Raw genomic sequence first — 26,109 nt, forward strand, 5'->3', positions numbered from 1 at the left:
AGGGGGCCCGACGTGACGATCCTGGAGAACATCCGGCAGCCGCGCGACCTGAAGGCGCTGTCCGAGCCGGAACTCGGCCAACTGTCCGAAGAGATCAGGGAGTTCCTGGTGCACGCGGTCGCCAGGACCGGGGGGCACCTCGGCCCCAATCTGGGGGTGGTGGAACTGACCGTCGCGCTCCACCGGGTCTTCGAGTCCCCGAGAGACCGCATCCTGTGGGACACCGGCCACCAGAGCTATGTCCACAAGCTTCTGACGGGACGTCAGGACTTCTCCAAGCTGCGCGGCAAGGGCGGCCTGTCCGGCTATCCCTCCCGCGAGGAGTCCGAGCACGACGTCATCGAGAACAGCCACGCCTCCACCGCGCTGGGCTGGGCCGACGGCCTCGCCAAGGCCCGCCAGGTGCAGGGCGAGAAGGGCCATGTGGTCGCCGTCGTCGGCGACGGCGCCCTCACCGGCGGGATGGCCTGGGAGGCGCTGAACAACATCGCCGCCGCCAAGGACCGGCCGCTGATCGTCGTCGTCAACGACAACGAGCGCTCCTACGCGCCGACCATCGGCGGCCTCGCCAACCATCTGGCCACCCTGCGCACCACCGACGGCTACGAGAAGGTCCTCGCCTGGGGCAAGGACGTCCTGCTGCGCACCCCGGTGGTGGGTCACACCGTCTACGAGTCGCTGCACGGCGCCAAGAAGGGCTTCAAGGACGCCTTCGCCCCGCAGGGCATGTTCGAGGACCTCGGCCTGAAGTACGTCGGCCCGATCGACGGACACGACCTCAGGGCCGTCGAGTCCGCGCTGCGCCGCGCCAAGCGCTTCCACGGGCCGGTGCTGGTGCACTGCCTGACCGAGAAGGGCCGCGGCTACGAACCGGCGCTCGCGCACGAGGAGGACCACTTCCACACGGTCGGGGTGATGGACCCGCTGACCTGCGCGCCGCTCGCCCCGTCCGGCGGGCCGTCGTGGACGTCGGTGTTCGGCGACGAGATCGTCCGGATCGGCGAGGAACGCGACGACGTCGTGGCGATCACGGCGGCGATGCTGCACCCGGTGGGCCTCGGCGCCTTCGCCGAACGGTTCCCGGACCGGGTGTGGGACGTCGGGATCGCCGAGCAGCACGCGGCCGTCAGCGCGGCCGGCCTCGCCACCGGCGGGCTCCACCCCGTCGTCGCCGTCTACGCCACCTTCCTCAACCGGGCCTTCGACCAACTGCTGATGGACGTGGCGCTGCACCGGTGCGGGGTGACGTTCGTGCTGGACCGGGCCGGTGTCACCGGCGCCGACGGGGCCTCGCACAACGGGATGTGGGACATGTCCGTCCTCCAGGTCGTCCCCGGCCTGCGGATCGCGGCCCCGCGTGACGCCGAGCAACTGCGCGCCCAGTTGCGGGAGGCGGTCGCCGTGGACGACGCGCCGACCCTGGTCCGCTTCCCGAAGGAGTCGGTCGGACCGGAGATCCCGGCGGTCGGCCGGGTGGGCGGCATGGACGTCCTGCACCGCTCCGACACCACCGAGACGCCGGACGTCCTGCTGGTGGCCGTCGGGGTGATGGCCCCCGTCTGCCTCCAGGCCGCCGAACTGCTCCAGGCGCGTGGCATCGGCTGCACGGTCGTGGACCCGCGCTGGGTCAAACCCGTCGACCCGGCGCTGCCCGGACTGGCCGCCGGACACCGGCTGGTGGCCGTCGTCGAGGACAACAGCCGTGCCGCCGGGGTCGGTTCGGCGGTGGCGCTGGCCCTGGGCGACGCCGAGGTGGACGTGCCCGTACGGCGGTTCGGCATCCCGGAGCAGTTCCTCGCGCACGCCAAGCGCGCGGAGGTGCTGGCGGACATCGGCCTCACCCCGGTGGAGGTCGCGGGGCGGATCAGCGCGAGCCTGGCGGTCCTCGCCGTCAAGGAGGCGGGCACCGAAGCGGGTACAGAAGCGGGCACAGTCGAGGAGAAGGACGTATGACCGACGAGTTCGACCTCGGCGCCCTCCTGGCCGAGCGCGGAGCCGAGCGCTACGAGCTGCACACCCGGTACCTCAACCACCAGCTCCCGCGCATGCTGCACACCATCGGCTTCGACAAGGTCTACGAGCGGGCCGAGGGCGCCCACTTCTGGGACGCGGACGGCAACGACTACCTGGACATGCTCGCCGGGTTCGGGGTGATGGGCCTGGGCCGCCACCACCCGGTGGTCCGCAAGGCGCTGCACGACGTCCTCGACGCCTCGCTCGCCGACCTCACCCGCTTCGACTGCCAGCCGCTGCCCGGACTGCTCGCCGAACGGCTGCTGGCCCACAGCCCCCATCTGGACCGGGTGTTCTTCGGCAACAGCGGCACCGAGGCCGTCGAGACCGCGCTGAAGTTCGCCCGGCGCGCCACCGGCCGGCCCAGGATCCTCTACTGCGACCACGCCTTCCACGGACTGACCACCGGCTCGCTGTCGGTCAACGGCGAGGACGGGTTCCGCGACGGCTTCGGCCCGCTGCTGCCCGACACGGCCGTCCCGCTCGGCGATCTCGACGCCCTGGCGCGGGAGTTGAAGAAGGGCGACGTGGCCGCGCTGATCGTCGAGCCGATCCAGGGCAAGGGCGTGCACGAGGCCCCGCCCGGCTATCTGCGCGCCGCGCAGGACCTTCTGCACCGGCACAAGGCGCTGCTGATCGCCGACGAGGTGCAGACCGGCCTCGGCCGCACCGGGGACTTCTACGCCTACCAGCACGAGGACGGCGTCGAACCCGACCTGGTCTGTGTCGCCAAGGCGCTCTCCGGCGGCTATGTGCCGGTGGGGGCCACCCTCGGCCGGGACTGGATCTTCAAGAAGGTGTACGCGTCGATCGACCGGGTGCTCGTCCACTCGGCGAGCTTCGGCTCCAACGCGCAGGCGATGGCGGGCGGGCTCGCGGTCCTGTCCGTGCTGGAGAACGAGCAGATCGTCGCCAACGCCCGGGTCACCGGCGACCTCCTGCGCTCGCGGCTGTCGGCGCTGACCGAGAAGTACGAGCTGCTCGCCGACGTCCGGGGCCGGGGCCTGATGATCGGCATCGAGTTCGGCAGGCCCCGCTCACTGGGGCTGCGCAGCCGGTGGGCGATGCTCCAGACCGCCCGCAAGGGGCTGTTCGCGCAGATGGTGGTCGTCCCGCTGCTCCAGCGGCACCGGATCCTCACCCAGGTCTCCGGCGACCATCTGGAGGTGATCAAGCTGATCCCGCCGCTGGTCGTCGACGAACAGGACGTGGACCGGTTCGTGGACGCCTTCACCGAGGTGATGGACGACGCCCACAGCGGGAACGGGCTGATGTGGGACTTCGGCAAGACCCTGATCAAGCAGGCGGTGGCCAACCGGTAGGCGCCCGGGGGGTGAGTCCCCTCCGGGTCCCTCCGGCCTTTTGCCTCTGAGGCAAGAAATTTGCCGCAGAGGCAAAACTCGGGCTGAATGGACGTATGAGTTCGCCCGACGCGCCTCCTCCGGACGCGCTCCCCGCCGACGCGCTGCCCGCCGTGGCACCGCAGCTACGGTCCCTGCGCCGCCGGGCCGGTCTCACGCTGGAGGCCGCCGCCCGGTCCGCCACGATGTCACCGGCCCATCTGTCCCGGCTGGAGACGGGCCGCCGTCAGCCCTCGCTGCCGATGCTGCTCGCGCTCGCCCGCGTCTACGGTACGACGGTCTCGGAGCTGCTCGGGGAACGGGTCGCCGACCAGGACGCCGTCGTCCGCGCCGCGGACATGGAACCGACCCGGGCCGGCGGCTGGACCTACTGGCAGTCCGGCGCGCCCGGCCGGGGGATGCAGGCCCTGCGGGTGCATGTCCCGCACGGCTCGCAGGGCGACATCGTGCGTGTCCACCCGGGGGAGGAGTGGCTGCACGTCCTTCGGGGACGGCTGCGGCTGCGCCTCGGGGACACCGCGCATCTGCTCGGACCGGGGGACAGCGCGCACTTCGACTCGCTGACCCCGCACCGTCTCGCCGCCGAGGACTCCGACGGCGTCGACCTGCTGTTCGTCCACACCCTGTTGCAGAGCCCCACGGCCACGCTGTGCCTGGGCCCCGCCCCTGGAGACCTTGGAGAGACACCATGAGCGACACGGAGGAACGGCTGCCGCGCGGCATCTGGATCCGGCTGATCATCTACATCGCGGTGGGGCACGTCCTCGCGGCGTTCATCTGGCTGCTGTTCGAGGTGGGGGCCAACCAGTAGGGGTCCGCGGTCGGCGGAGGTCAGTCGAGCAGGCGCTCGCGCAGCAGCTCGCGGGTCGCGGGGGTGAGCCCCAGCCCCTGTTCCAGATAGGTGTCGACACCGCCCCAGGTCGTCTCGACGGTGTCGAACGCCGCCGCGAGATACTCCGCGCGGGCGTCGAAGAGCGGGCCGAGCAGCTCCATCACCTCGGGGGTGTAGGCCGAGGACGCGGAGCCGCTGCGGTGCACCTTGTAGCGGCGGTGCTTGGCGTTGGACTCCAGGTAGTCGGCGACGATCGCGTCGCGCTCCACGCCCACGGCGAGCAGGGTCACCGCCACCGACAGACCCGCGCGGTCCTTGCCGGCCGCGCAGTGCATCAGGGCCGGGACGCTGTCCTCCGCGAGCGCGTGCAGCACCCGGGAGTGCTCGGCGGTGCGCTCGACGACGATCGTGCGGTAGGACGCGATCATGCGGTCCGCGGCCTTGCCGTCGCCGAGGATCCCGCGGAGCTGGTCGAGGTCGCCGTCGCGGACCATCTTCCAGAACTCCGCGCCGTCCGCCGGGTCCGACAGCGGAAGGTTCACATTGCGCACGCCCGGCAGCTCGACGTCCGGGCCCTCCAGCTTCTGGTCCGCAGCGTTGCGGAAGTCGAAGATGGTGTGCAGGCCCAGGGAGGCGAGGAACGCGGAGTCCTCCTCGGTCGCGTGCGCGAGGTGACCGCTGCGGAACAGCACGCCGTGCCGCACCCGCCGTCCGTCCACCGTCGGCAGACCGCCCACGTCACGGAAATTGCGCACACCGGCCAGCTCGGGCTCGGTCGACGGGATCTGCTGCGTCACGGGGGCTCCCTCCCGGTCGGGCGCCGCCGGCGCGGCTCGTGATGGCCGACGGGACCTTCATGACCATACGACATGGATTCCCCGGGCAACGGGTTGCCCAGGGGCGTTGCCATGACATCGTCACGCATTCGATTATGTTGATCCTTGATCGCACCTGTTCGAATCAGTGGGGGTTTTTGATGCCCGAGACCGTGAAGCCGGGCGCCGTGCGGCCCGAGACCGCCGCGGACGGCCGCACCTGGCTCCTCTCGGGGCCCACCAGCAGCTACGCCCTCCACCTCACCGGGGCCGACGAGCTGATCCATCTGCACTGGGGCCCGCGGATCGCGCTCGCCGACGCCGAGGCCCTCGCCGCCGTCCCCCTCCAGGGCCGCGCCTCCTTCGAGTCCCACCTCGACGGCCGCGAGGAGTACCCGGCCGAGGGCGGCCCCCGCTTCGTACGGCCCGCCCTGTCGGTGCGCACGGCCGGACGGCGCGGCACCGAGTGGACCTTCGAGGGGTACGACACCGAGGGCGACGCGGGTGACGAACTGCGGCTGCGGTTCCGGGACGGCGGCCTGTCGGTCACCCTGCACTACCGGATGCGCGGCGATGTCGTGGAGCGCTGGGTGACCCTGCGCAACGACGGCGGTGAACCCCAGGAGCTGCTGCGCGCCGACTCCGCCACCTGGACCCTGCCCGAGCGTGACGGCTGGCGGCTCTCCCAGCTCCACGGCCGCTGGGCCGCCGAGTCCCGGCTGGTCCGGGCGCCTCTGACCTACGGCGAGAAGGTCATCGGCAGCCGCCGCGGCCACACCGGCCACCAGCATCTGCCCTGGGTGGCGCTCGACACCGACGCCACCGAGGAGCGCGGCGAGGTCTACGGCTGTGCCCTCGGCTGGTCCGGCTCCTGGCGCATCGCCGTCGCGCAACTCCCGGACGCGCGCGTGCAGATCACCGGCGGCGCCGGCCACGACGACTCCGGCCTGCTGCTGCTCGCCGCGGGGGAGTCCTTCACCACGCCCCTCTTCGCCGGACTGTGGAGCGACGGCGGCTTCGGCGGCGCCAGCCGCACCTGGCACGCCTACCAGCGCGCCCATGTCGTCCCGGACGCGGAGCGGGACCGGCCGGTGCTGTTCAACTCCTGGGAGGCCACCTTCTTCGACATCTCCGAGGAGCAGCAGGCCGCCCTGGCGCGGCGCGCCGCGGAGATCGGCGTGGAGCTGTTCGTCGTCGACGACGGCTGGTTCGGGGCCCGCACCAGCGACCGGGCCGGACTCGGCGACTGGCGGCCCAACCCCGAGCGCTTCCCGCACGGCCTGAAGCCGCTCGCCGACCGGGTGCACGCCCTCGGCATGCGGTTCGGGATCTGGGTCGAGCCCGAGATGGTCAACCCGGACAGCGATCTGTACCGGGCGCACCCCGACTGGGTGCAGTTCCAACCGGGACGAAAGCGGACGGAGTTCCGCAATCAGCTCATGCTGAACCTCGCCCGCGAGGACGTCCAGGAGTACCTCTGGGACCAGCTCCACGGGCTGCTCTCCAGCGCGCCCGTCGACTATGTGAAGTGGGACTTCAACCGCTGCTTCACCGACGCGGGCTGGCCGGACGACCCCTATCCGCAGCGCCTGTGGGTCGACCACGTCCGGGCGCTGTACGCCCTGCTCGACCGGCTGCGGGCCGCCCACCCCGGGGTGGCCTTCGAGTCCTGCTCGGGCGGCGGCGGGCGGATCGACCTCGGGATCATGAGCCGCACCGACCAGGTGTGGACCTCCGACAACACCGACCCGCTGGACCGGCTCGACATCCAGCACGGCTTCAGCCAGATCCATCCCGCCCGGGTGATGGCCGCCTGGGTCACCGACAGCCCCAACACCCAGCTCAACGGCCGGGTCAGCTCCCTGCGGTTCCGGTTCGTGAGCGCCATGGCCGGGGTGCTCGGGATCGGCGGGGACCTCTCCGAGTGGAGCGCGGAGGAGCTGGCCGAGGCCCGCCGCTGGGTGGACCTCTACAAGGAGATCAGGCCCGTCGTGCAGCGGGGCGACCTGTACCGGCTGCGCCCGCCGACGGGCGGGCTCAGTGCCGTGCAGTACGTGCGCGGTGACGAGAGCGTCGTCCTCGCCTGGCTCCAGGCCCAGCGCTACGGCGAGCCCGTCCCGGCGCTGCGGCTGCGCGGACTCGACCCGGCGGCGACGTACGAATGCCGCGAAACGGGCGAAGTGCACCGAGGTGCGGTGCTGCTGCACCACGGAATGCGGACCGGGCTGAGCGGTGACCTCGATGCGGCGGTTATCCGGCTGCGTCGCATCTGAGCGTTCTGTCCGAATTGAAATCCTTCATTCCAACTCGCTCTGGAATAAAGGATCCTGGAGCACTGTCACGTGAGCAGCGTCATACCGTGACCGTGCGTCGCCCGTCATGTTCACGTAATTCGCATGCTTTTCCAGGGTGTTAAGGGAAAAAGGGGCCATTCGAAACACGGAGTGTCACCGGGAAGTATCCCTGCGGATCAAGAGAAATGCGTCAACGGCACAACCTCTGCTTGTCCCTGTGCGTCGCGGTCGCCTACGTTCCAGACCAATCCGGACGGACGCCTAATCCTGCCGCCGTCCGGGGACCGCACACTCACCCGTGCACGGCAGGAGCGGGGGACCCACAGGCACAACCGCCTGTTCCGGTCCCGGAACAGGCTTGGGGTAAAGCCGTGCCTCGGCACGGCCGGACATCTCCAGTCCGCACCCGACAGCTCACCTCGCAGGCGCCGGAGAGGAATGCGCCATGCCCGCGAAGGGTAAGCACCGCCGTCCGAAGTCCCAGCGATTCACCCGCTCCATCGCCGCCGCCGGAACCGGCGGAGCCGCTCTCGCCCTCCCGCTCCTGGGAGCCACGGGTGCCCACGCGGCCCCCACCCAGTCCGCCGCGGCGTCCGTTCCGGAACAGGCCGTGGCGAAGACCGTGGAACGGGCCGCGGAGAAGGCCACGCAGACCGTGCAGGCGGCTCCGGTGGCGCACAAGTCGGGCAAGTCGGGCGCGAAGCACAGCACGTACACCGTCCGCTCCGGCGACTACCTCTCGCGGATCGCCGACGAGCAGGGCGTCGACGGCGGCTGGCAGCGGCTGTACCAGGACAACCGGCGGGCCGTCGGCGACAACCCCTCGCTGATCCACCCGGGCCTGAAGCTGTCGATCGGCAAGAAGGCCGCGTCCTCCGCCCCCACCACCGCGCCCAAGTCCTCCGAGGCGCGCGGGTCGGCGCAGTCCGCCAAGCCCGTGCAGCCCTCGAAGCCTGCGCAGAAGTCGCAGCCCGCGCAGTCCTCGTCGTCCGCCGGCTCCTCGGACTCCCAGGCGTCGTCCTCGCAGCCGAGCACCCAGGCCGCCGAGAACTCCACCACCGCCTCCTCCGGGTTCAGCCTGCCGGTGGCCGGCGCCACGGTCGGCACGCCGTACCGGATGTCGGGCAGCATGTGGTCCAGCGGCTACCACACCGGTGTCGACTTCGTCGTCCCGACGGGCACCTCCCTCAAGGCCGTCGCGGCGGGCACCGTCGTCTCCGCCGGCTGGGGCGGCGCGTACGGCAACCAGGTCGTCATCAGGCTGAACGACGGCCACTACGCCCAGTACGCCCACCTGTCCTCGCTCTCCGTCTCGGCCGGCCAGACCGTGACCGCGGGCCAGCAGGTCGGCCTCTCGGGTGCCACCGGCAACGTGACCGGACCGCACCTGCACTTCGAGATCCGCACCACGCCGAACTACGGCTCGGACGTGGACCCGGTCGCCTACCTCCGCTCGCACGGAGTCTCGGTCGGCTGACCCCCGCACCAGCGCTTCCTGAGGCGCCCTGACAGGCCCTGACGCGCCGTCGAAGGCCGGACCCCGCCCCCCGGGGTCCGGCCTTCGACGTGCCGCGGGACGTTATTCCCTGGTTGGCCAACTCTTTAGGAGTGGCTTATCTCACCGTCCGTCAACCCCTGCCTACGGTCGCGTAAGTCACATTAGAAGGTGAATCATGATCTGCCGTGGCAGACGATTCGAAGAATGACAACAGATCAGTGATCGGGTCGTACGTGGCGGTGGGGGACAGCTTCACCGAGGGCGTCGGCGACCCTGGCCCCGACGGGGCGTTCGTCGGCTGGGCCGACCGGTTCGCGGTACTCCTCGCGGACCGCCGACCCGAGGGCGACTTCCGGTACGCGAACCTGGCCGTGCGCGGCAAGCTGCTCGACCAGATCATGGAGGACCAGCTTCCGCAGGCCGTCGACCTCGCGCCCGACCTCGTGTCCTTCTGTGCCGGCGGCAACGACATCCTGCGGCCCGGCACCGACCCCGACGAGGTCGCCGAGCGCTTCGAGCGGGCGGTCGCGGCACTCACCGCCGTGTCCGGCACGGTCCTGGTGACCACCGGCTTCGACACCCGTGGCGTCCCCGTCCTGAAGCATCTGCGCGGCAAGATCGCCACCTACAACGGGCACGTTCGCGCCGTCGCCGACCGCTACGGCTGCCCGGTGCTCGACCTGTGGTCCCTGCGGTCCGTGCAGGACCGCCGGGCCTGGGACGGCGACCGCCTCCACCTCTCCCCGGAGGGGCACACGCGGGTGGCGCTGCGCGCCGGGCAGGTCCTCGGCCTGGAGGTGCCGGCCGACCCGGAGCAGCCCTGGCCGCAGCTCCCGCCGCGCGGCACCCTGGAGATCCGCAAGGACGACGTCCAGTGGGCGCGCGAGTACCTGGTGCCGTGGATCGGGCGGCGGCTGCGCGGGGAGTCCTCGGGCGACCATGTGACCGCCAAGGGCACGCTCTCCCCCGACGACATCCGGACCCGGATCTCGGCGGTGGCGTGACCGGAGAGGACGGGGCGGCCGTCCGACGCCGTTTGCACGACAGGTACGACCGGCCGCTCCACCAGTGAGGTGATCGGACGGGAGTGGTGCGCGGGCGCGCGCGGGTCCGGGTGCTGGGATGACCGCACATCACCCGCCCCGTCCGCCCCTCCGAAGGACCGGTTCCGTATGCGCCCCACCCGTACGCCCGTCGCCGCGGCCCTCGTCACGCTCCTCGCCCTGGGGCTGCCGGCCGTCGCCGCGCCCGCCGCCGCCGCGTCGCCCGCCCGGCCCGCCGCCGCGCGCGTCGACCCCGCCCCCGCCACCATCACCGTGACCGGCGAGGGCAGCGCCACCGCCCCGCCCGACGTCGCGGTCGTCGCCGTGGCCGTGGAGGCGACCGGCGCCACCTCGCAGGCCGCGCTCGACGCGCAGAACACCGCGGCCGGCGCCCTGCTGACCGCCGTCCGCGCCCAGGGCGTCGCCGAACGGGACGTCCGCACGGACAACATCTCCCTCCAGCCCGTCTACGACACCGAGGGCGGCAGCACCCGGCTCAAGGGCTACCAGGCCGCCCAGTCCTTCTCCGTGAAGGTCCGTGAGGTGGAGCGGACCGGGGCCGTCCTCCAGTCGATCACCGACGCCACCGGCGACGCGGGCCGCATCCACTCCGTCGCCTTCGAGGTCTCCGACCCGGTCCCGCTCCAGGCCCGCGCCCGCGAGGCCGCCCACGACGACGCCCGCGCCAGGGCCGAGCAGCTCGCCCGCCTCAGCGGCCATGAACTGGGCCGTCTGGTCTCCCTCAGCGAGGACTCCGTCGGCTACCCCCGCCCCACGGCGCAGTTCGCGGACGCGGCCGGCACCGGCGGAGCCGTACCGACCGCCCCCGGCGAGATCCGCGCGACGGCGACGGTGACAGCCGTCTACGAGGTGTCCTGACCCCTGGTCCGCAGCCGGGCCCCCGGCCCGACGCCGCCCTCGGCGGGCGGCTCGGCCGGGGGCTCTCTGCGGGTCCGCGTGCTCAACGTCTCGGGGGACAGGCAGAGTTCCCGGGCCAGGGCCTCGTCGACCCAGACCTGGGCCCGGGTACGGGACAGGGTGCCGCCGTAGGACGTGAGCTGGACGGCGAGGCCGTCGAGCAGGGCGGTCAGCCGCAGGGCCGTGGCCGACGGGTCGGGGCAGTGGAACTCCCGCGCGGCCACGCCCTCCGCTATCACCTCGGTGAGCGCGGCCTTCCACGCGCGGTCGAGGTCACGGGCCACCTCCCGCAGCGCGGGCTCGCGCAGGGCCACCGCCCAGCCCTCGATCCACAGCCGCCAGCCCTTGGCCTGGCCGGTGGGGGCGTACCAGCGGACCGCCGAGCGCAGCCGGCGCAGTGCGGTCGTACGCCGGCCGAGCAGCTTGCGCAGCCGGGCCAGATCGTCCTCGGCGGCGCGCGCGAAGGCGGCGGCGACGAGCTGTTCCTTGGTCGAGAAGTGGTAGAGCACCAGCGCGTTGCTCACACCGAGGGCCGCCGCCACGTCGGCGATCCTGACGGCCGCCACGCCCCGCGCCTCGATCTGCCCGATGGCGGCCCGCAGCAGCTCCTCGCGCCGCTCGGCCACGCTCAACCGCACCCTCGCCACGCGGTCACCCTACACAGAGCCATGACCTGCTCCGACGGCTCACCGACAGGGGCCGAACCGCTCCGTCACCGCCGTCAGCCGCTGCGCGGCGATCGTGTGCGCCGCCGCCCGCGGGGTCGTGCCGTCCGCCTCCGCGCGTGTGAGCACCAGGTCCACCAGCGTCCGCATCGCGCCGCGCGTGTGCGCGAACGCCTCGTCCGCGTCCGCGCCGATGTCGCCGAACAGCGTCCACCACCACCAGGCGTTGGTCCCGGAGTTCACCACGACGTCCGGCAGCACCCGCACCCCACGCGTGTGCAGCAGCGCCTCCGCCTCCGGCAGGACCGGCATGTTCGCCGCCTCGGCGATCCACCGGACCCCGGCCCCGATCCGCGCCTGCTCCTCCACCCCGACGGCGTACGACACCGCCGCCGGCACCAGCACCTCCGCCGCCACCGACAGCCAGGCGTCCCCCGGCAGCTCACGGTCGGCGGGGCGCAGCGCCGCGCGGTCCACGGTGCCGTGGCCGTCCCGCGCGGCGAGCAGCGCCTCCACGTCGAGCCCCGACGGGTTGACGATCGTCCCCTTGACGTCGGCGACCGCCACGACCGGCAGACCCGCGCGCGTGAGGAAGCGCGCGGTGGCCCCGCCCATGGTGCCCAGCCCCTGGAGCGAGACGCGCGTCCCCGCGTACGGCACCCCGGCCCGGTCCAGGGCGGTCAGCACCGACTCGGCGACCCCGCAGCCGCCGACCAGCTCGTCCAGGCCGATGCCGTCCACCTCGACCGCGAAGGCGTCCGCGAGCCGCGCGCGGGCCGCCGTCTCGTCGTCCAGCAGCGGGTACACGGCCTGCACGGAGGAGACGAGGCCCGCCTCGGCGGCCGCCCGGTCCACCAGGTCCTGGCTCAGCCCCAGGTCCTCCCCGGTGGTCCAGCAGCTCTCCACGTACGGCCGTACCGCGCGCAGATAGCGCACCAGCAGCCCGTACGCCTCCGGGTCCCGGGGATCGCAGTCGATCCCGCCCTTGGCCCCGCCCAGGGGGACGTAACGGGCCCGCGGGTCGTAGTGCAGGGCCTCCTTGAGGCTCATGCCGCGGGCGAGCCCGGTGACCTCGTCCAGGGTGCAGCCCTCCCGCATCCGCAGCCCGCCGCTGCACACCCCGCGCACCAGCCGGTCGACGACCAGGAAACCCCGGCGGCCGGTGATGTCGTCGGTCCAGGTCAGGGACAGGAAGGGGGCGGCGGCCTCGGGGAGCGCGGTGGTCATCGGGTCTCCTCGACCGGACGGTGTACTGAACAGCGGGTCAGTATCCGGAGCTGGGCGGGAACCTGTCAACGCGGAGCGGGCGGCCGTCGTCACCGGGGCGCGGGGGCGTCGTCACCGGGACGCGGGGGCGTTGTCGGAGGGGGCGACCATAATGGAATGCCTCAGCGACTCCACCTGGAGGTACCGTGTCCGGTTTCCGTTCCCTGAGCTCCGGGCTCCGCGCCGTGCAGCCCGCGGCCTTCGGCGCGGACCCGAGCGGTGAGCGCATGGCGCGCATCCGCAGATCGCCCCACTTCAAGGACGGCGTCTTCCAGAACCCCGGCGGTCCCGCGCGGACCCGCCCCTCGGGCTCGCCGCTCGACTTCGCCAAGGTCTTCTTCGACAAGGAGCAGCGGCCCCGCCGCGCCCCCGCGGGCACGGTCCCCGTCCACGCCACCACCCTCGCCGACCTGGCCCGCCCGGCCGCCACGGGCCTGCGGCTGACCTGGATGGGGCACTCCAGCGTGCTCGCCGAGATCGACGGGCAGCGGGTGCTCTTCGACCCGGTCTGGGGCGAGCGCTGCTCCCCCTTCGCCTTCGTGGGCCCCAAGCGGCTGCATCCGGTCCCGCTGCCGATCGCCGCGCTCGGCCCGGTCGACGTCGTCGTCATCTCGCACGACCACTACGACCATCTGGACCTGCCCACGATCAAGGCGCTGGCCGGCACCGACACCCTGTTCGCCGTGCCGCTGGGCGTCGGCGCCCATCTGGAGCACTGGGGCGTGTCCGCCGGCCGGCTGCGCGAGCTGGACTGGCACGAGGCGACCAAGGTCGGCGGGCTCACCCTCACCGCGACACCGGCGCGCCACTTCTGCGGGCGCGGCCTGCGCAACACCCAGCACACGCTGTGGGCGTCGTGGGTCGTGGAGGGCGAGCGGCACCGGATCTACCACAGCGGCGACACCGGCTACTTCGACGGCTTCAAGGAGATCGGCGCCGACCACGGCCCCTTCGACGCCACGATGATCCAGATCGGCGCGTACTCGGACTTCTGGCCCGACATCCACATGACGCCCGAGGAGGGCGTGCGGGCCCATCTCGATCTCCAGGGCGGCGGGCCGGCGGGCGTGCTGCTGCCGATCCACTGGGCCACCTTCAACCTCGCCACGCACGCGTGGACGGATCCGGGCGAGGGCACCCTGGCCTCCGCGCGCGCGGTGGGGGCGCCCGTCGCGCTGCCGCGGCCGGGCGAGCCCTTCGAGCCGGGCGGGGAGAGCGTCCCGGACCGGCCGTGGTGGCGGGACGCCGCGCACGCCCCGGCGGGCGGCTGGCCGTCGGACGCGAAGCCGGTAGCGAAGGCCAAAGCCGATACCGAGAGTGACATCGAGAAGGGTGCGCCGGGCGACGGCGAGGCGCCGGAGGTCGTTCCGGCGGGCTGAACGCGATCGAGTGGCGTACGGCGGTGAGGGCCGGGGAGTCGAGGACTCCCCGGCCCTCCTGTTCGTCCGGGAGCAGCTCCGACCAGGTCTGATCGATTTCTGTCCGAGGTTGGCGCGCGATGCCGTTCCGGTATCGGTCTGCCGTGCGAAGCCTCATACCAGAGCGGGACCCTCCGCGGGGGACTTTGTCAACTGCCCACCGCACCTGATGCGTTGACGACTACTGTGAGTGTCCGTCGGGCGACGTCGGGCCGAATTCTTCAGCTCGCGCGACCGACACCGCGATGGCGCACGCCCGGGCCGCGCACCCTGCGCGAGCCACCAGGCCCGACGGACCCAGTACGAGGACACCGATGTCTCACCTCCGCGCACCGGCCGCACGCGCAGACCGCCGTGAGGGCGGACGGCACGGGCGGCCCGCCGCCCGCACCGCACCCGCGACGGCCGAGACACACATACGGCCTCAGCTCCTGCGGCTCGCCGTGCTGCCGCCGACCGCGGTCGCCCTGAGCGCCTCCGCGGCGGTGCTGTTCACCGTGCGCTCCACCGGCGCCCGCCCCAGCGCCACCCTGTGGGCGGTCCTGGCCGGCGCGGTCGCGGTCACCGGCGTCGGCATCGTGGTCGCCGCCGTGGCCGCCGACCGGGCCGCGCGTGCCGTCAGCGACCGCGTCGCCGCCCTGCGCCGGCACAGCGCCCGCGGCGAGGCCGACCTGCGCGCGCTCACCGAGGCCCTGCGCCGCGGCGAGGCACCGCCCCAGCGCAAGGCGCGCGGCGGGCCGCCCGACGACGCCGACGAGTTCGAACTGCTCGCCGCCGACCTCGCCCGCGCGCACGACGGGGCCGTCGGGGCGGTCGTCCAGGCGTCCCAGCTCTCCAGCCAGACCGGCAGCGAACAGAAGCTGGAGGTCTTCGTCAACCTCGCGCGACGGCTCCAGTCGCTCGTCCACCGCGAGATCTCCCTCCTCGACGAGCTGGAGAACGAGATCGAGGACCCGGCCCTGCTCAAGGGGCTGTTCCACGTCGACCACCTCGCCACCCGGATCCGCCGCCACGCCGAGAACCTCGCCGTGCTCGGCGGGGCCGTCTCCCGGCGGCAGTGGAGCAACCCCGTCTCCATGACCGAGGTGCTGCGCTCCGCCATCGCCGAGGTCGAGCAGTACTCACGGGTGCGGCTGGTCCCGCCGATCGACGGCGAACTGCGCGGGCACGCCGTCGCCGACGTCATCCATCTGCTCGCCGAACTCGTCGAGAACGCCACGGTGTTCTCCGCCCCGCACACCCAGGTGCTGCTGCGCGCCAACCTCGTCACCTCCGGGCTCGCCGTCGAGGTCGAGGACCGCGGGCTCGGCATGCCCGTCGACGAACAGAGCCGGATGAACGCCCTGCTCGCCGACCCCGACCAGGTCAACGTCGGCCGGCTCCTCGCCGACGGGCGCATCGGCCTGTTCGTCGTCTCCCAGCTCGCCCGCCGCCACGGCATCCGGGTCCGGCTCCAGGGCAATATCTACGGCGGGGTCCAGGCGGTCCTCGTCGTACCGCAGGCGCTGCTGGGCGGCTCGGCGCCGGGGCAGTTGCCGGGACCGTCGGCCGAGACGCCGGCGCACGGGGTGCGGTCGGCGTCGCCCGGTACCGGGCTCGACGTCGTCCCCCGGCGCGGGGCGGGCGTGAACGGGACCGGCCCGGGAGCCTCCCCCGCCGTGCAGGAGCGGCCCACGCTCCCGGCCCCGCACGAGCCCCGGCTGCCCCGCCGGGACCGGTCGGCGACGGCCTCACCCGCCACACCAGCCACGCAGGACGTCCCCGGCGCACGTGTCGCTGACGGAGGCGGGCCCGTCTCCGGACGGCCCGCCGAAGACGGCCGCCCGGGGCCGTCCGACGCGTCGCCGGAGCCGCCGCGGCACGACCCGGCGGCCACGCACCAGCGCGGGGCGACCCCACTGCCGGTCCGGGGCGCGCACGAGGAACGGGCCAACCCTGCCGAGGCCGTCCCCGGCATCCGGCCCGGCGACCGGGCCACCGTGGAGAACAACGCGGGCACCGTGCCCGTCCCGCGCAGCGGTGCCGTACGCGGCACCATGGGCAAGCCTTCGCTGCCCCGCCGCCGCGCCCAGGAACACATCGTGCCCCAGCTTCGCGGCGGCCCCACCCCACGCAGTGACAACGAGGAACCCGTCGGCCACGACCCCGGCCTGATGGCCGCCTTCCAGCGCGGCATCGGCCTCGCGGAGGCCCAACAGAGCCTGGAGGCGGAGGACCTCGAACCGGGCGCCGAGGAATCGGAACCCCTGCCGTCCTGGGAGTCCCTGGACCGCAGCCCGTACCCGGTGTCCGGCGCCCTGGAAGCGGCCCTCCGCACCGCCTCGAACCCGGTCGTACGCCCGCGCCCCGCATCCGAGACGGAGCCGGAGCCCCGCGCCACCGGCCCCTCCCCGACCGGGGCCCACCCTGTCGACCGACCCGCCGACCCGACCGACACCGGCAGTTCCCCCGAAGCTCGACCTGCCATCTCGTCCTGGTCCGGCACCCCCACCGGACGACCTGCTGACGCGCCCGTGACGGGGGACCCGGCCGAGGCCCGATCCGCCGACCGGCCCACCGGCTCGCCCTGGTCCGGCGGTCTGGCGGAGACCTCGCTCACGGGGCGACCTGCCAGCCTGACCGAGGCCGGGACTTCGACCGAGCCCGGGCCTGCTGGCTCGTCCTGGTCCGGCACCCCGGTGGATGCTTCGCCCGCGGGGCAGCCCGCCGGTCAGTCCCAGGTCGGCAACTCTGCCGAGGCTCTACCTGCCCACCGGTCTGCCAACTCGTCCTGGGCTTCCAGCCCCGCCGAGATGCCGTCCGCAGGGCAGTCCGCCGACTCGTCCTGGGGCGGCAGTCCGGGTTCGGTCTCGTCCACGGGTGGGTTCGCCGACCCGTCTCTGACCGGGGGCTCGGCCCATGTTCCGCCCCCCGGCAGCCCGGCCGGGACTCCGCCCGCAGAGCGCGCCGCCTCCTTGTCGTCCTGGGCGGTCACCCCGGCTGGGTCCTCGCTCGCGGGTTCGCCCGCCACGCCCGCCGAGGCTCCGCCCACCGACGCGCCCGGCAGCTCCCCCTGGGCCGGGGGTTCGGCCCGTACGCCCGCCACGGGTACGGGGTGGCCCGTCGGCCGGTCGAGCGGTACCGGGGAACCCGTAGTGCCGGCGACGGGTGAGGATCCCGCGCCCCCGGCTGCCTCCGCTCCGCACTCGATCCTGCCCCGCAGGTCCACCCCGGATCGCCCCGGGAGTCCGGCTCGGCGGCCCCTCGCCTTCGGGACCCCCGCCCCGTTCACCCCCCGGCTCCAGGGGTCCGGTGGTGAGGGGGCGGGGGCGATATCCGAGGCGACGAGTCCGCCCCTGGCCGCACCGGGTCACGGTGCCGGCAGTGACCACCACACCCCCCGGCACGACGGGAGCGCGTCCTCCGGATGATCAGCGCGATCACGCCCACCACCGCCGCTTCCGCCGGCCCTCGTACCCCAAGGAGTCGATCCACCATGGCGAGCGACGCGCCGACCGGCCAGGTTTCCGATCTCGACTGGCTGATGAGCGGCCTCGTGCAGCGCGTACCGCACACCACGAGCGCCGTGCTGCTGTCCAGCGACGGACTCGTGAAGTCGGTCCACGGCCTCGACCCCGACAGCGCCGACCACATGGCCGCCCTGGCCTCCGGTCTGTACTCCCTCGGCCGCAGCGCCGGAGTCAGGTTCGGGGACGGCGGGGACGTCCGGCAGGTCGTCGTCGAACTCGACGCGACGCTGCTGTTCGTCACCACCGCCGGCTCCGGGACCTGTCTCGCCGTGCTGGCCGGCCGCGAGGCCGACGCCGCCGTGCTCGGCTACGAGATGTCGATGCTGGTCAAGAGCGTGCGGCCGTACCTGATGACCGCGCCCCGGCAGCACGCCGTCGAACAGTCGGTGACGGGACCTTGAGGGTGGCGGCGGCCGGCGACGGGCCCTGGCTCGACGACGCGGCCGGACGGCTCGTGCGCCCGTTCACGGTCAGCAACGGCCGCACCGAGCCGAGCGTCGTCCTGGACCTGATGTCCCAGGTGATGGCCACCGGCGTGACCCCCTTCGGCTATCTGGGCCCCGAGCACGCGCAGGCCCTCGACCTGTGCCGGGCCCCGGTCCCGGTCGCCGAGGTGTCCGCCCACCTGAAGCTGCCGGCGGTGGTCACCAAGGTGCTGCTGTCGGACCTGGTGGACTGCGGGGCGCTGACCACCAAGCCCCCCGAGTTCCACCACAACCCCACCGACCGGGCCCTACTGGAGGCAGTGCTCGATGGATTACGACGACAGCTCTGAGAGCGGCGGGTACGACGCCTACGACCACGACGACGGCCCCGACCCCTTCCCGACCGCACTGAAGATCCTGGTCGCGGGCGGGTTCGGGGTCGGCAAGACGACGTTCGTCGGAGCCGTGAGCGAGATCGCGCCGCTCAGTACCGAGGAGCTGCTCACCACGGTCAGCGCCGCGACCGACAACCTCGACGGCATCGAGAACAAGGTCGAGACGACCGTCGCCATGGACTTCGGCAGGATCACCCTGGACGCGCAGCACGTGCTGTACCTGTTCGGGACCCCGGGACAGGAGCGCTTCTGGTTCATGTGGGACGAACTCTCCGAGGGCGCCCTCGGCGCGGTCATCCTCGCCGACACCCGCCGCCTGGAGGAGTGCTTCGCGGCCGTCGACTTCTTCGAGGAACGCGGCCTCGGATTCATCGTGGCCGTCAACGAGTTCGACGGCGCCCACCGCTACGACCCCGAGGAGGTACGGGCCGCCATCGACCTGGACCCGGCGATCCCCGTCGTCCGCTGCGACGCCCGGATCTCCGCGTCCAGCGTGCAGACCCTGCTCACCCTCGTCCGGCACCTCATCGCCCACGCCCCCGCGACCCCCCAGCCGAGCCGCGGCGCCCACATGTGACACCCCGCCCGAGCCGCCCCCCGCCGTACACCCGTCCCACCGCACCGGACCGACCCCGTCCCCGACCCACCGGAGCCGCACATGCCACACGTCCCCAGCGACGGAGGCCGGCCATGAGCTACGACCCGCCACGCCCGGCCGGTCGTCTGCTGCTCACCCCGCAGGACAGCGAGGCTCCCGCCCGCACCCTGAGGCTGCGCCGACTCGGCCTCGGGCAGCAGCCGGAACCCGCGCTCGACGCCTTCGCGGACCGTCTCGCCGAGCTGACCGGCACGCCGTACGCGATGGTCAACTTCCTCGACGAGGAACGGCAGTTCTTCGCCGGACTGCACACCCCCGAAGGGGGCCGCGCCGCCCGCGGCGGCAAGCCCGCGGTGGGCCGTCGGCTGCCCCGCGAGTACGGCTACTGCCCGCACGTCGTCGTCCGGCGCAGAGCGCTCGCCCTGGAGGACGTCGGCGACTATCCGCGGTTCGCCTGCAATCCGCTCGTCGACGAGTACGGCATCCGCTCCTACCTCGGCGCCCCGCTCATCGACTCCACCGGCATGGTCCTCGGCACGGTGTGCGTCGCCGACCTCGCGCCCCGGCCCTGGGGGAAGGCCGGCCTGGAGACCATCAAGTCGACGGCCGCCGACCTCGCCGTACGGCTGGAGGCGCGGACGCTGCTGTAGGGGACCGGGCCGGTAGGGGGCCGGACGGGTGATTAAGGAAAGCTGACGCGGCGCTTAAGAAAAGCTCGATGGACCGGGTGCGCGGAATACGGCAGATTGCTGTCCGAATCCTCACCCCTCCCCGGACGCGGGGCGCCTCGGCCTGCCCGCGCCCGGGACCTCACCCACGGGAGCCGCAGCTTGAAGGCGCTGGTCAAGGAGAAGGCGGAGCCCGGGCTGTGGCTCACGGACGTCCCGGAGCCCACCATCGGCCCCGGCGACGTACTGATCAAGGTCCTGCGGACCGGCATCTGCGGCACCGACCTGCACATCCGGGCCTGGGACGGCTGGGCGCAGCAGGCGATCCGCACCCCCCTCGTCCTCGGCCACGAGTTCGTCGGCGAGGTCGTCGAGACCGGCCGGGACGTCGCCGACATCGCCGTCGGCGACCGGGTGAGCGGCGAGGGGCACCTCGTCTGCGGCAAGTGCCGCAACTGTCTCGCCGGCCGCCGCCACCTCTGCCGGGCCACGGTCGGGCTCGGGGTCGGGCGCGACGGGGCGTTCGCCGAGTACGTCGCGCTGCCCGCCTCCAACGTGTGGGTGCACCGGGTCCCCGTCGACCTCGACATCGCGGCGATCTTCGACCCGTTCGGCAACGCCGTGCACACCGCGCTGTCCTTCCCGCTGGTCGGCGAGGACGTGCTGATCACCGGCGCCGGGCCGATCGGTCTGATGGCCGCCGCCGTCGCCCGGCACGCCGGCGCCCGGCACGTCATGATCACCGACGTGAGCGAGGAGCGGCTGGAGCTGGCCCGCAAGATCGGTGTCAGCCTCGCCCTGAACGTGGCCCGGACGCCCATCGCCGACGGCCAGCGCGAACTGGGCCTGCGCGAGGGCTTCGACATCGGCCTGGAGATGTCCGGCCGCCCCGAGGCCATGCGCGACATGATCGCCAACATGACGCACGGCGGCCGGATCGCCATGCTCGGCCTGCCCGCCGAGGAGTTCCCGGTCGACTGGGCCCGGATCGTCACCTCGATGATCACCGTCAAGGGCATCTACGGCCGCGAGATGTTCGAGACCTGGTACGCCATGTCGGTGCTGCTCGAAGGCGGCCTCGACCTCGCCCCCGTGATCACCGGCCGCTACGGCCACCGCGACTTCGAGGCGGCCTTCGAGGACGCCGCGAGCGGCAGGGGCGGCAAGGTCATCCTGGACTGGACGGCGTAACTCCCCTTCCCGCGCAGCACCTTAGGAGCTTCCCATGTTCGAATCCGTACGCGACGACCTGCGGACCACCCTCGACGAGATCCGTGCCGCCGGACTGCACAAGCCCGAACGCGTCATCGGCACCCCGCAGTCCGCGACCGTCGCCGTCACCGCGGGCGGCCGCCCCGGCGAGGTCCTCAACTTCTGCGCCAACAACTACCTGGGTCTCGCCGACCACCCCGAGGTGATCGCGGCCGCCCACGAGGCCCTGGACCGCTGGGGCTACGGCATGGCGTCCGTGCGCTTCATCTGCGGCACGCAGGAGGTGCACAAGGAGCTGGAGGCGCGGCTGTCCGCGTTCCTCGGCCAGGAGGACACCATCCTGTACTCCTCCTGCTTCGACGCCAACGGCGGTGTCTTCGAGACCCTGCTCGGCCCCGAGGACGCGGTGATCTCCGACGCCCTCAACCACGCCTCGATCATCGACGGCATCCGGCTGTCCAAGGCCCGCCGCATGCGGTACGCGAACCGTGATCTGGAGGACCTGGAGCGGCAGTTGAAGGAGGCGTCGGACGCCCGCCGCCGCCTCATCGTCACCGACGGCGTCTTCTCCATGGACGGTTATGTGGCGCCGCTGCGCGAGATCTGCGACCTCGCCGACCGCTACGACGCGATGGTCATGGTCGACGACTCGCACGCCGTCGGCTTCGTCGGCCCCGGCGGCCGCGGCACCCCCGAACTGCACGGTGTGATGGACCGGGTGGACATCATCACCGGCACCCTGGGGAAGGCGCTCGGCGGCGCCTCCGGCGGCTATGTCGCCGCCCGCGCCGAGATCGTCGCCCTGCTGCGCCAGCGGTCGCGTCCGTACCTGTTCTCCAACACGCTCGCGCCGGTGATCGCGGCCGCCTCCCTGAAGGTCATCGACCTGCTGGAGTCGGCGGACGACCTGCGGGTGCGGCTCGCCGAGAACACCGCGCTCTTCCGCCGCCGGATGACCGAGGAGGGCTTCGAGATCCTCCCCGGCGACCACGCCATCGCGCCCGTGATGATCGGCGACGCGGCGAAGGCGGGCCGGCTGGCGGAGCTGCTGCTGGAGCGCGGGGTGTACGTGATCGGCTTCTCCTACCCGGTCGTCCCGCAGGGCCAGGCCCGGATCCGCGTCCAGCTCTCCGCCGCGCACTCCACCGAGGACGTCCACCGTGCGGTGGACGCCTTCGTCGCGGCCCGCGCGGAACTCGAGGGCTGAGCGGAACCGGAGGGCTGAGCGGGCCCTGCGGCCGACTGTGGTCCGTACGGCCCCGATAAATTGCGATAATCGATCCCATGATCGAAGCGCGGCGGCTCCACATCCTCCGTGCGGTGGCCGACCACCGCACCGTGACGGCGGCGGCCGCCGCGCTGTATCTCACCCCCTCCGCCGTCTCCCAGCAGCTCTCCGCCCTGGAGCAGGAGACCGGCCACCGCCTGGTCGAGCGCGGCGCCAAGGGCGTACGGCTCACCCCGGCCGGCGAGATCCTCCTCGCCCACACCCACGCCGTCCTCGCCCAGCTCGAACGGGCCGAGGCGGAACTGGCCGCCTACGGCTCCGGGGAGGCCGGCACGGTCACCGTCGCCGCCTTCGCCACCGGTATCGCCCTGGTCGTCGCGCCCGCGGTGGCCCGGCTCGCCCGCACCGCGCCCGGCATCAGGATCCGCGTCCAGGACGCCGAGGGCGACGCCAGCCTGCCGATGGTCCTCGACCGGCAGGTGGACGTCGCCGTCGCCGTCGAGTACCGGGGCGCCCCGGCCGCCGACGACCCCCGGCTCGCGCACATCCCGCTGTACGCCGAGCCGTTCGACGCCGTGGTCCCGGTCAGCCACCGTCTCGCCGACGCCCCCGAGGTGCCCCTCGCGGAGCTGGCCAAGGACCCGTGGATCGGCCCCTACCCCGGCAACCCCTGCCATGACGTGGTGGTCCTGGCCTGCGAGAACGCCGGATTCCTGCCCCGGCTCGAACACTCCTCGGACGACTTCCGCGCGGTCGTCGCCCTCGCCCGTGCCGACGCGGGTGTGGCGCTCGTGCCGCGCTCGGCGCTGCGCGGCATGGACCTCACCGGTGTCGTCGTACGCCCGATAGACGAGGCGGCCCCCACCCGCCGGGTCTTCGCCGCCGTACGGCGGGGCGCGGAGGAGCACCCCCTGATCCGGCCCGTCCTGGACGCTCTCGGCGAGGCCGCCGTGCTGTAAGACGCACGTAACACCCCCGTCGCACATCAGGGATAGCGTCCCGGATATGAGACACCCCGAGGGAGCGGTGGCTCCCGACGCCGTCGACGCCCGGCTCGCCGCCCGTCTGGCCATCCTGCGCGCCGAACACGGCTGGTCCCTGGGCGAGGTGGCGGAGCGCAGCGGCATCAGCCGCTCGACCCTGTCCCGGGCCGAGCGCGCCGAGATCAGCCCCACCGCCGCCCTGCTCAACCGGCTCTGTCAGGTCTACGGACTGACCATGTCCCGGCTGCTCAGCGAGGTCGAGGGGGAACCCGCGCCCTTGCTGCGCGCCACCGACCAGTCCGTCTGGCTGGACCGGACCTCCGGCTTCGAACGGCGCTCGGTGTCCCCGCCGCACCCCGCGCTGCGCGGCGAACTGGTCGAGGCGCGGCTCGCCCCGGGCGCCGACCTCGCCTACGACCGGCCGCCCGTGCCCGGCCTCGAACAGCACATCTGGGTGCTGGAGGGCGCCCTGGAGGTGACCGAGCGGGACGCCGCCCACCGGCTCGGCCCGGGCGACTGTCTGCGGCTGCGGGTCTGGGGGCCGACCCGGTTCCGGTGCCCGGGCGACACGGAGGCGCGGTACCTGCTGGCGGTGGTGTTGCCGTGACGACCGTCCGCCTCGACGCCGCCGGGCTCCTCGACCGGGCCGCCGATCTGGCCGGGCTGCTGGTCGACACCGTGCGCGGCGGCGCCTCGATCGGCTTCCTCGCGCCCCTCGACCACGCCGACGCCGTCCTGTGGTGGCGGGACCGGGCCCGTGCGGTGGCCGCCGGTGACCTCGCCGTCTGGACGGCCGAGGAGGGCGGCCGGGTCGTCGGCACGGTCGGCCTGGCCTTCCCGGACAAGCCCAACAGCCGCCACCGCGCCGAACTGGTCAAGCTGATGGTCCACGGCGACCTGCGCGGCAAGGGCCTCGGCCGCGCCCTCCTCGACACCGCCGAGCGGGCCGCCGTCGCCGCCGGGGTCACCCTGCTCCACCTGGACACCGAGACCGACAGCCCCGCCGAACGGCTCTATCGCGGCGCCGGCTGGACCCTGGCCGGGGTGATCCCCGACTACGCGGCGAGCCCGGACGGCGTGCTGCGGCCGACCAGCCTGTACTACAAGAGCGTCGCCCCGGGGTGACTGTCAGTGGCAGCCGCTACCGTGCGGAGCATGCCCGACGCAGAAGACGTACGCCGTGTCGCCCTCTCCCTGCCGGACACGACCGAGAAGACCGCCTGGAGCATGCCCACGTTCCGGGTCGCGGGGAAGATGTTCGCCACCCTGCCCGAGGACGAGACGTCCCTCGCGGTGCGCTGCCCCAAGGAGGAGCGCGACGAACTGGTGCTCGCCGAGCCCGAGAAGTTCTGGATCGCGGACCACGAGGCCCAGTTCGCCTGGGTCCGCGCCCGGCTCGCCGCCGTCGAGGACGAACGGGAACTGCGCGACATCCTCGCCGACTCCTGGCGCCAGGCGGCCCCGCCCCACCTCCTGGAGTCCTACCCCGAGCTGGGCCTCCCCGCCCCGGAGTGACGGCACCCGCCCCCGCCTAAACGGGTGCGCGACCACCGACCCGAGTGCGGTATTGTTTCCCTGCACGTCCGGCCAGGGGAAACCCCAGGTCAGACAGGCAACGGGACGTGGCGCAGCTTGGTAGCGCACTTGACTGGGGGTCAAGGGGTCGCAGGTTCAAATCCTGTCGTCCCGACTCGATGGAGTCGTCGCCAAGGGGCGGTTTCGGAGGAATCCGAAACCGCCCCTTGGTCATTTTGTGGACCGGGTGAAGGCTGACGCATTGACGTAATGTTTGCGTCAATCTAGCGTGAGGGCATGCTCTTCCCCACGCCTGCGCTGAACGCCGAGGATCAGCGCGTTCTCGGTGAGATCGAAGACCTTCGCCGCTCGCTGCGCCTGCAGGTCCGGTCCACTCCGACGAAGTGGACCGAAGGGCTGCGCAAGTTCCTGACCGCGGACGCGGTGGCGGCCTCCAACTCGATCGAGGGCTTCAAAGTGTCCACGGTCGACGTCGAGGACCTCCTGGAGGGCGAGCGGGATGTCGACGTCTCGGACGAGGACCGCGAAGAGACGCTCGCCTATCAGCGGATGATGGCCTACATCCAGACGCTGCACGATGTCGCGGACTTCCGTTACAGCAAGGAATTGCTCAACGCGCTCCACTGGATGCTTCAGGGACACCGGCACGGCCCGCGCAAGCCGGCCGGGCAGTGGCGGCGCGGAGCGGTGTATGTGACGGACGCCCGCGATCCCAGCATCGCGGCGTACACGGCACCGGATGCGGCCGATGTTCCCACGCTGACGGGGGAATTGGTCGAGTGGCTGAACACGGACGACGGCACCCACCCGCTGGTACGGGCCGCCATGGCGCATCTGCATCTCGTTGCCATCCATCCGTGGGCGGACGGCAACGGCCGTATGTCCCGGTCGCTGCAGACACTCGTGATCGCGAGAGAGGGAGAACTGGCCCCGGAGTTCTCCTCGATCGAGGCTTGGCTGGGGCGCCCCGGCAACACCTGGGAGTACTACCGCGAGTTGCAGCGCCGGGGGGCCACCTACCGCCCCGACCAGGACGTCTCCGACTGGGTGCGGTTCAACCTCACCGCGTACCACCAGCAGGCGCAGACCGTACGCAGCCGCCTGGATCGTTCGAGTCAGGTGTGGCGTGTGCTCGGAGAGTTCGCCACCGTCCGAGGACTTGAGGAGAGGGTGGTCTCGGCGCTGCACGACGTGGCGATGTCCGGACGGGTACGTCGTACCCGTTACGAACGAGCGGAGGACCTGAGTCTCCAGCGGGCTCAGCGCGACCTCCGGGACCTGGTCGCGGCTGATGTCCTCACACCGGTCGGCCGCACCCGCGCCCGCTTCTACATCGCCGGCCCCGCCTTCCCGGAGCCGGCGCTGGAAGCGGCCCGGACACCGCTGCCACTGACCGATCCGTACGTGCACTGAGGGCATCTCGCCGACTGCT

At 72.7% G+C, this 26,109-nt stretch carries 23 protein-coding genes, 1 tRNA gene, 1 pseudogene and 1 riboswitch; of the genes and pseudogenes, 22 read left to right on the forward strand and 3 right to left on the reverse strand.

Annotated features, from left to right (window positions below):
* Positions 1-12 precede the first annotated feature (12 nt).
* The 4 genes from dxs to AFM16_RS32805 all read left to right on the forward strand — a co-directional run bounded on the left by dxs (position 13) and on the right by AFM16_RS32805 (position 4,185).
* Positions 13-1,953, forward strand: a complete 1,941-nt coding sequence (gene dxs, locus AFM16_RS32790; RefSeq protein WP_030790808.1) for a 1-deoxy-D-xylulose-5-phosphate synthase — start codon at positions 13-15, stop codon at positions 1,951-1,953.
* Positions 1,950-3,335 carry an aspartate aminotransferase family protein gene (locus AFM16_RS32795; RefSeq protein ID WP_078636074.1) on the forward strand — a complete coding sequence of 462 codons (1,386 nt, stop codon included), beginning with the start codon at positions 1,950-1,952 and terminating at the stop codon, positions 3,333-3,335. The genes dxs and AFM16_RS32795 overlap by 4 nt, the downstream gene beginning before the upstream one ends.
* Before the next feature lie 95 nt (positions 3,336-3,430).
* Complete coding sequence (locus AFM16_RS32800; protein ID WP_030790802.1) at positions 3,431-4,066, forward strand: helix-turn-helix domain-containing protein; 636 nt, start codon at positions 3,431-3,433, stop codon at positions 4,064-4,066.
* Entirely contained in the window at positions 4,063-4,185 is a 123-nt protein-coding gene (locus AFM16_RS32805) for a DUF6126 family protein (RefSeq protein WP_037875862.1), read from the forward strand. Before AFM16_RS32800 ends, AFM16_RS32805 begins: the two co-directional genes overlap by 4 nt.
* A gap of 20 nt (positions 4,186-4,205) precedes the next feature.
* Here AFM16_RS32805 and AFM16_RS32810 read toward each other — a convergent pair whose 3' ends face one another.
* Positions 4,206-5,003, reverse strand: coding sequence for a tyrosine-protein phosphatase (locus AFM16_RS32810; protein WP_030790800.1), 798 nt, complete (start codon positions 5,001-5,003; stop codon positions 4,206-4,208).
* 179 nt (positions 5,004-5,182) lie between these two features.
* On the opposite strand from AFM16_RS32810, the gene AFM16_RS32815 reads away from it, so the two are divergent.
* The 4 genes from AFM16_RS32815 to AFM16_RS32830 all read left to right on the forward strand — a co-directional run bounded on the left by AFM16_RS32815 (position 5,183) and on the right by AFM16_RS32830 (position 10,735).
* Positions 5,183-7,294 carry an alpha-galactosidase gene (locus AFM16_RS32815; protein WP_078636075.1) on the forward strand — a complete coding sequence of 704 codons (2,112 nt, stop codon included), beginning with the start codon at positions 5,183-5,185 and terminating at the stop codon, positions 7,292-7,294.
* A gap of 304 nt (positions 7,295-7,598) precedes the next feature.
* Positions 7,599-7,756: riboswitch (cyclic di-AMP (ydaO/yuaA leader) on the forward strand.
* 4 nt (positions 7,757-7,760) lie between these two features.
* The gene (locus AFM16_RS32820; RefSeq protein WP_030790794.1) at positions 7,761-8,792 is read left to right on the forward strand and encodes a M23 family metallopeptidase; all 1,032 of its coding nucleotides are present in this window, start codon (positions 7,761-7,763) and stop codon (positions 8,790-8,792) included.
* Between the two features lie 239 nt (positions 8,793-9,031).
* On the forward strand, positions 9,032-9,817 hold the full coding sequence (locus tag AFM16_RS32825; protein WP_030790791.1) for an SGNH/GDSL hydrolase family protein: 786 nt from the start codon (positions 9,032-9,034) through the stop codon (positions 9,815-9,817).
* 168 nt (positions 9,818-9,985) lie between these two features.
* Positions 9,986-10,735, forward strand: a complete 750-nt coding sequence (locus AFM16_RS32830; RefSeq protein ID WP_078636076.1) for an SIMPL domain-containing protein — start codon at positions 9,986-9,988, stop codon at positions 10,733-10,735.
* Here the strand turns inward: AFM16_RS32830 and AFM16_RS32835 are convergent.
* Entirely contained in the window at positions 10,720-11,400 is a 681-nt protein-coding gene (locus AFM16_RS32835; protein ID WP_245178020.1) for a TetR/AcrR family transcriptional regulator, read from the reverse strand. The genes AFM16_RS32830 and AFM16_RS32835 overlap by 16 nt on opposite strands.
* Positions 11,401-11,460: 60 nt before the next feature.
* On the reverse strand, positions 11,461-12,666 hold the full coding sequence (locus AFM16_RS32840) for a Glu/Leu/Phe/Val dehydrogenase dimerization domain-containing protein (protein WP_078636078.1): 1,206 nt from the start codon (positions 12,664-12,666) through the stop codon (positions 11,461-11,463).
* Between the two features lie 185 nt (positions 12,667-12,851).
* Here AFM16_RS32840 and AFM16_RS32845 point away from each other — a divergent pair, with 185 nt between their 5' ends.
* From AFM16_RS32845 to AFM16_RS32915, 14 genes and pseudogenes are all read left to right on the forward strand, one after another.
* The gene (locus tag AFM16_RS32845; RefSeq protein ID WP_078636079.1) at positions 12,852-14,084 is read left to right on the forward strand and encodes an MBL fold metallo-hydrolase; all 1,233 of its coding nucleotides are present in this window, start codon (positions 12,852-12,854) and stop codon (positions 14,082-14,084) included.
* Positions 14,085-14,437: 353 nt separating this feature from the next.
* Positions 14,438-16,321 (forward strand): annotated as a pseudogene (locus tag AFM16_RS39585) (sensor histidine kinase); the annotation flags it as partial.
* A gap of 1,277 nt (positions 16,322-17,598) precedes the next feature.
* Complete coding sequence (locus AFM16_RS32860) at positions 17,599-18,033, forward strand: roadblock/LC7 domain-containing protein (RefSeq protein ID WP_030790766.1); 435 nt, start codon at positions 17,599-17,601, stop codon at positions 18,031-18,033.
* A gap of 2 nt (positions 18,034-18,035) precedes the next feature.
* Positions 18,036-18,407, forward strand: coding sequence for a DUF742 domain-containing protein (locus AFM16_RS32865; protein WP_030790763.1), 372 nt, complete (start codon positions 18,036-18,038; stop codon positions 18,405-18,407).
* Positions 18,385-19,029: a GTP-binding protein gene (locus tag AFM16_RS32870; RefSeq protein ID WP_030790761.1), complete on the forward strand. Its 645-nt coding sequence runs from the start codon at positions 18,385-18,387 to the stop codon at positions 19,027-19,029. The genes AFM16_RS32865 and AFM16_RS32870 overlap by 23 nt, the downstream gene beginning before the upstream one ends.
* 113 nt (positions 19,030-19,142) lie before the next feature.
* Positions 19,143-19,700: a GAF domain-containing protein gene (locus AFM16_RS32875; RefSeq protein WP_078636080.1), complete on the forward strand. Its 558-nt coding sequence runs from the start codon at positions 19,143-19,145 to the stop codon at positions 19,698-19,700.
* A gap of 180 nt (positions 19,701-19,880) precedes the next feature.
* Complete coding sequence (gene tdh, locus AFM16_RS32880; RefSeq protein ID WP_078636081.1) at positions 19,881-20,909, forward strand: L-threonine 3-dehydrogenase; 1,029 nt, start codon at positions 19,881-19,883, stop codon at positions 20,907-20,909.
* Between the two features lie 34 nt (positions 20,910-20,943).
* On the forward strand, positions 20,944-22,137 hold the full coding sequence (locus AFM16_RS32885) for a glycine C-acetyltransferase (RefSeq protein ID WP_078636082.1): 1,194 nt from the start codon (positions 20,944-20,946) through the stop codon (positions 22,135-22,137).
* A gap of 77 nt (positions 22,138-22,214) precedes the next feature.
* Positions 22,215-23,117 carry a LysR family transcriptional regulator gene (locus AFM16_RS32890; protein ID WP_078636083.1) on the forward strand — a complete coding sequence of 301 codons (903 nt, stop codon included), beginning with the start codon at positions 22,215-22,217 and terminating at the stop codon, positions 23,115-23,117.
* Between the two features lie 46 nt (positions 23,118-23,163).
* Positions 23,164-23,748 carry a helix-turn-helix domain-containing protein gene (locus tag AFM16_RS32895; RefSeq protein ID WP_078636084.1) on the forward strand — a complete coding sequence of 195 codons (585 nt, stop codon included), beginning with the start codon at positions 23,164-23,166 and terminating at the stop codon, positions 23,746-23,748.
* Complete coding sequence (locus AFM16_RS32900; RefSeq protein ID WP_078636085.1) at positions 23,745-24,266, forward strand: GNAT family N-acetyltransferase; 522 nt, start codon at positions 23,745-23,747, stop codon at positions 24,264-24,266. Before AFM16_RS32895 ends, AFM16_RS32900 begins: the two co-directional genes overlap by 4 nt.
* 30 nt (positions 24,267-24,296) lie before the next feature.
* The gene (locus tag AFM16_RS32905) at positions 24,297-24,656 is read left to right on the forward strand and encodes an MmcQ/YjbR family DNA-binding protein (protein ID WP_078636086.1); all 360 of its coding nucleotides are present in this window, start codon (positions 24,297-24,299) and stop codon (positions 24,654-24,656) included.
* A 101-nt stretch (positions 24,657-24,757) separates the two neighbouring features.
* Positions 24,758-24,831: transfer RNA gene (locus AFM16_RS32910), tRNA-Pro, on the forward strand.
* Positions 24,832-24,953: 122 nt separating this feature from the next.
* On the forward strand, positions 24,954-26,090 hold the full coding sequence (locus tag AFM16_RS32915; protein WP_078636087.1) for a Fic family protein: 1,137 nt from the start codon (positions 24,954-24,956) through the stop codon (positions 26,088-26,090).
* The last annotated feature ends 19 nt before the right edge of the window (positions 26,091-26,109 follow it).

Origin of the sequence: Streptomyces antibioticus (genome assembly GCF_002019855.1) — a bacterium.
GTDB classification, from domain to species: domain Bacteria; phylum Actinomycetota; class Actinomycetes; order Streptomycetales; family Streptomycetaceae; genus Streptomyces; species Streptomyces antibioticus_B.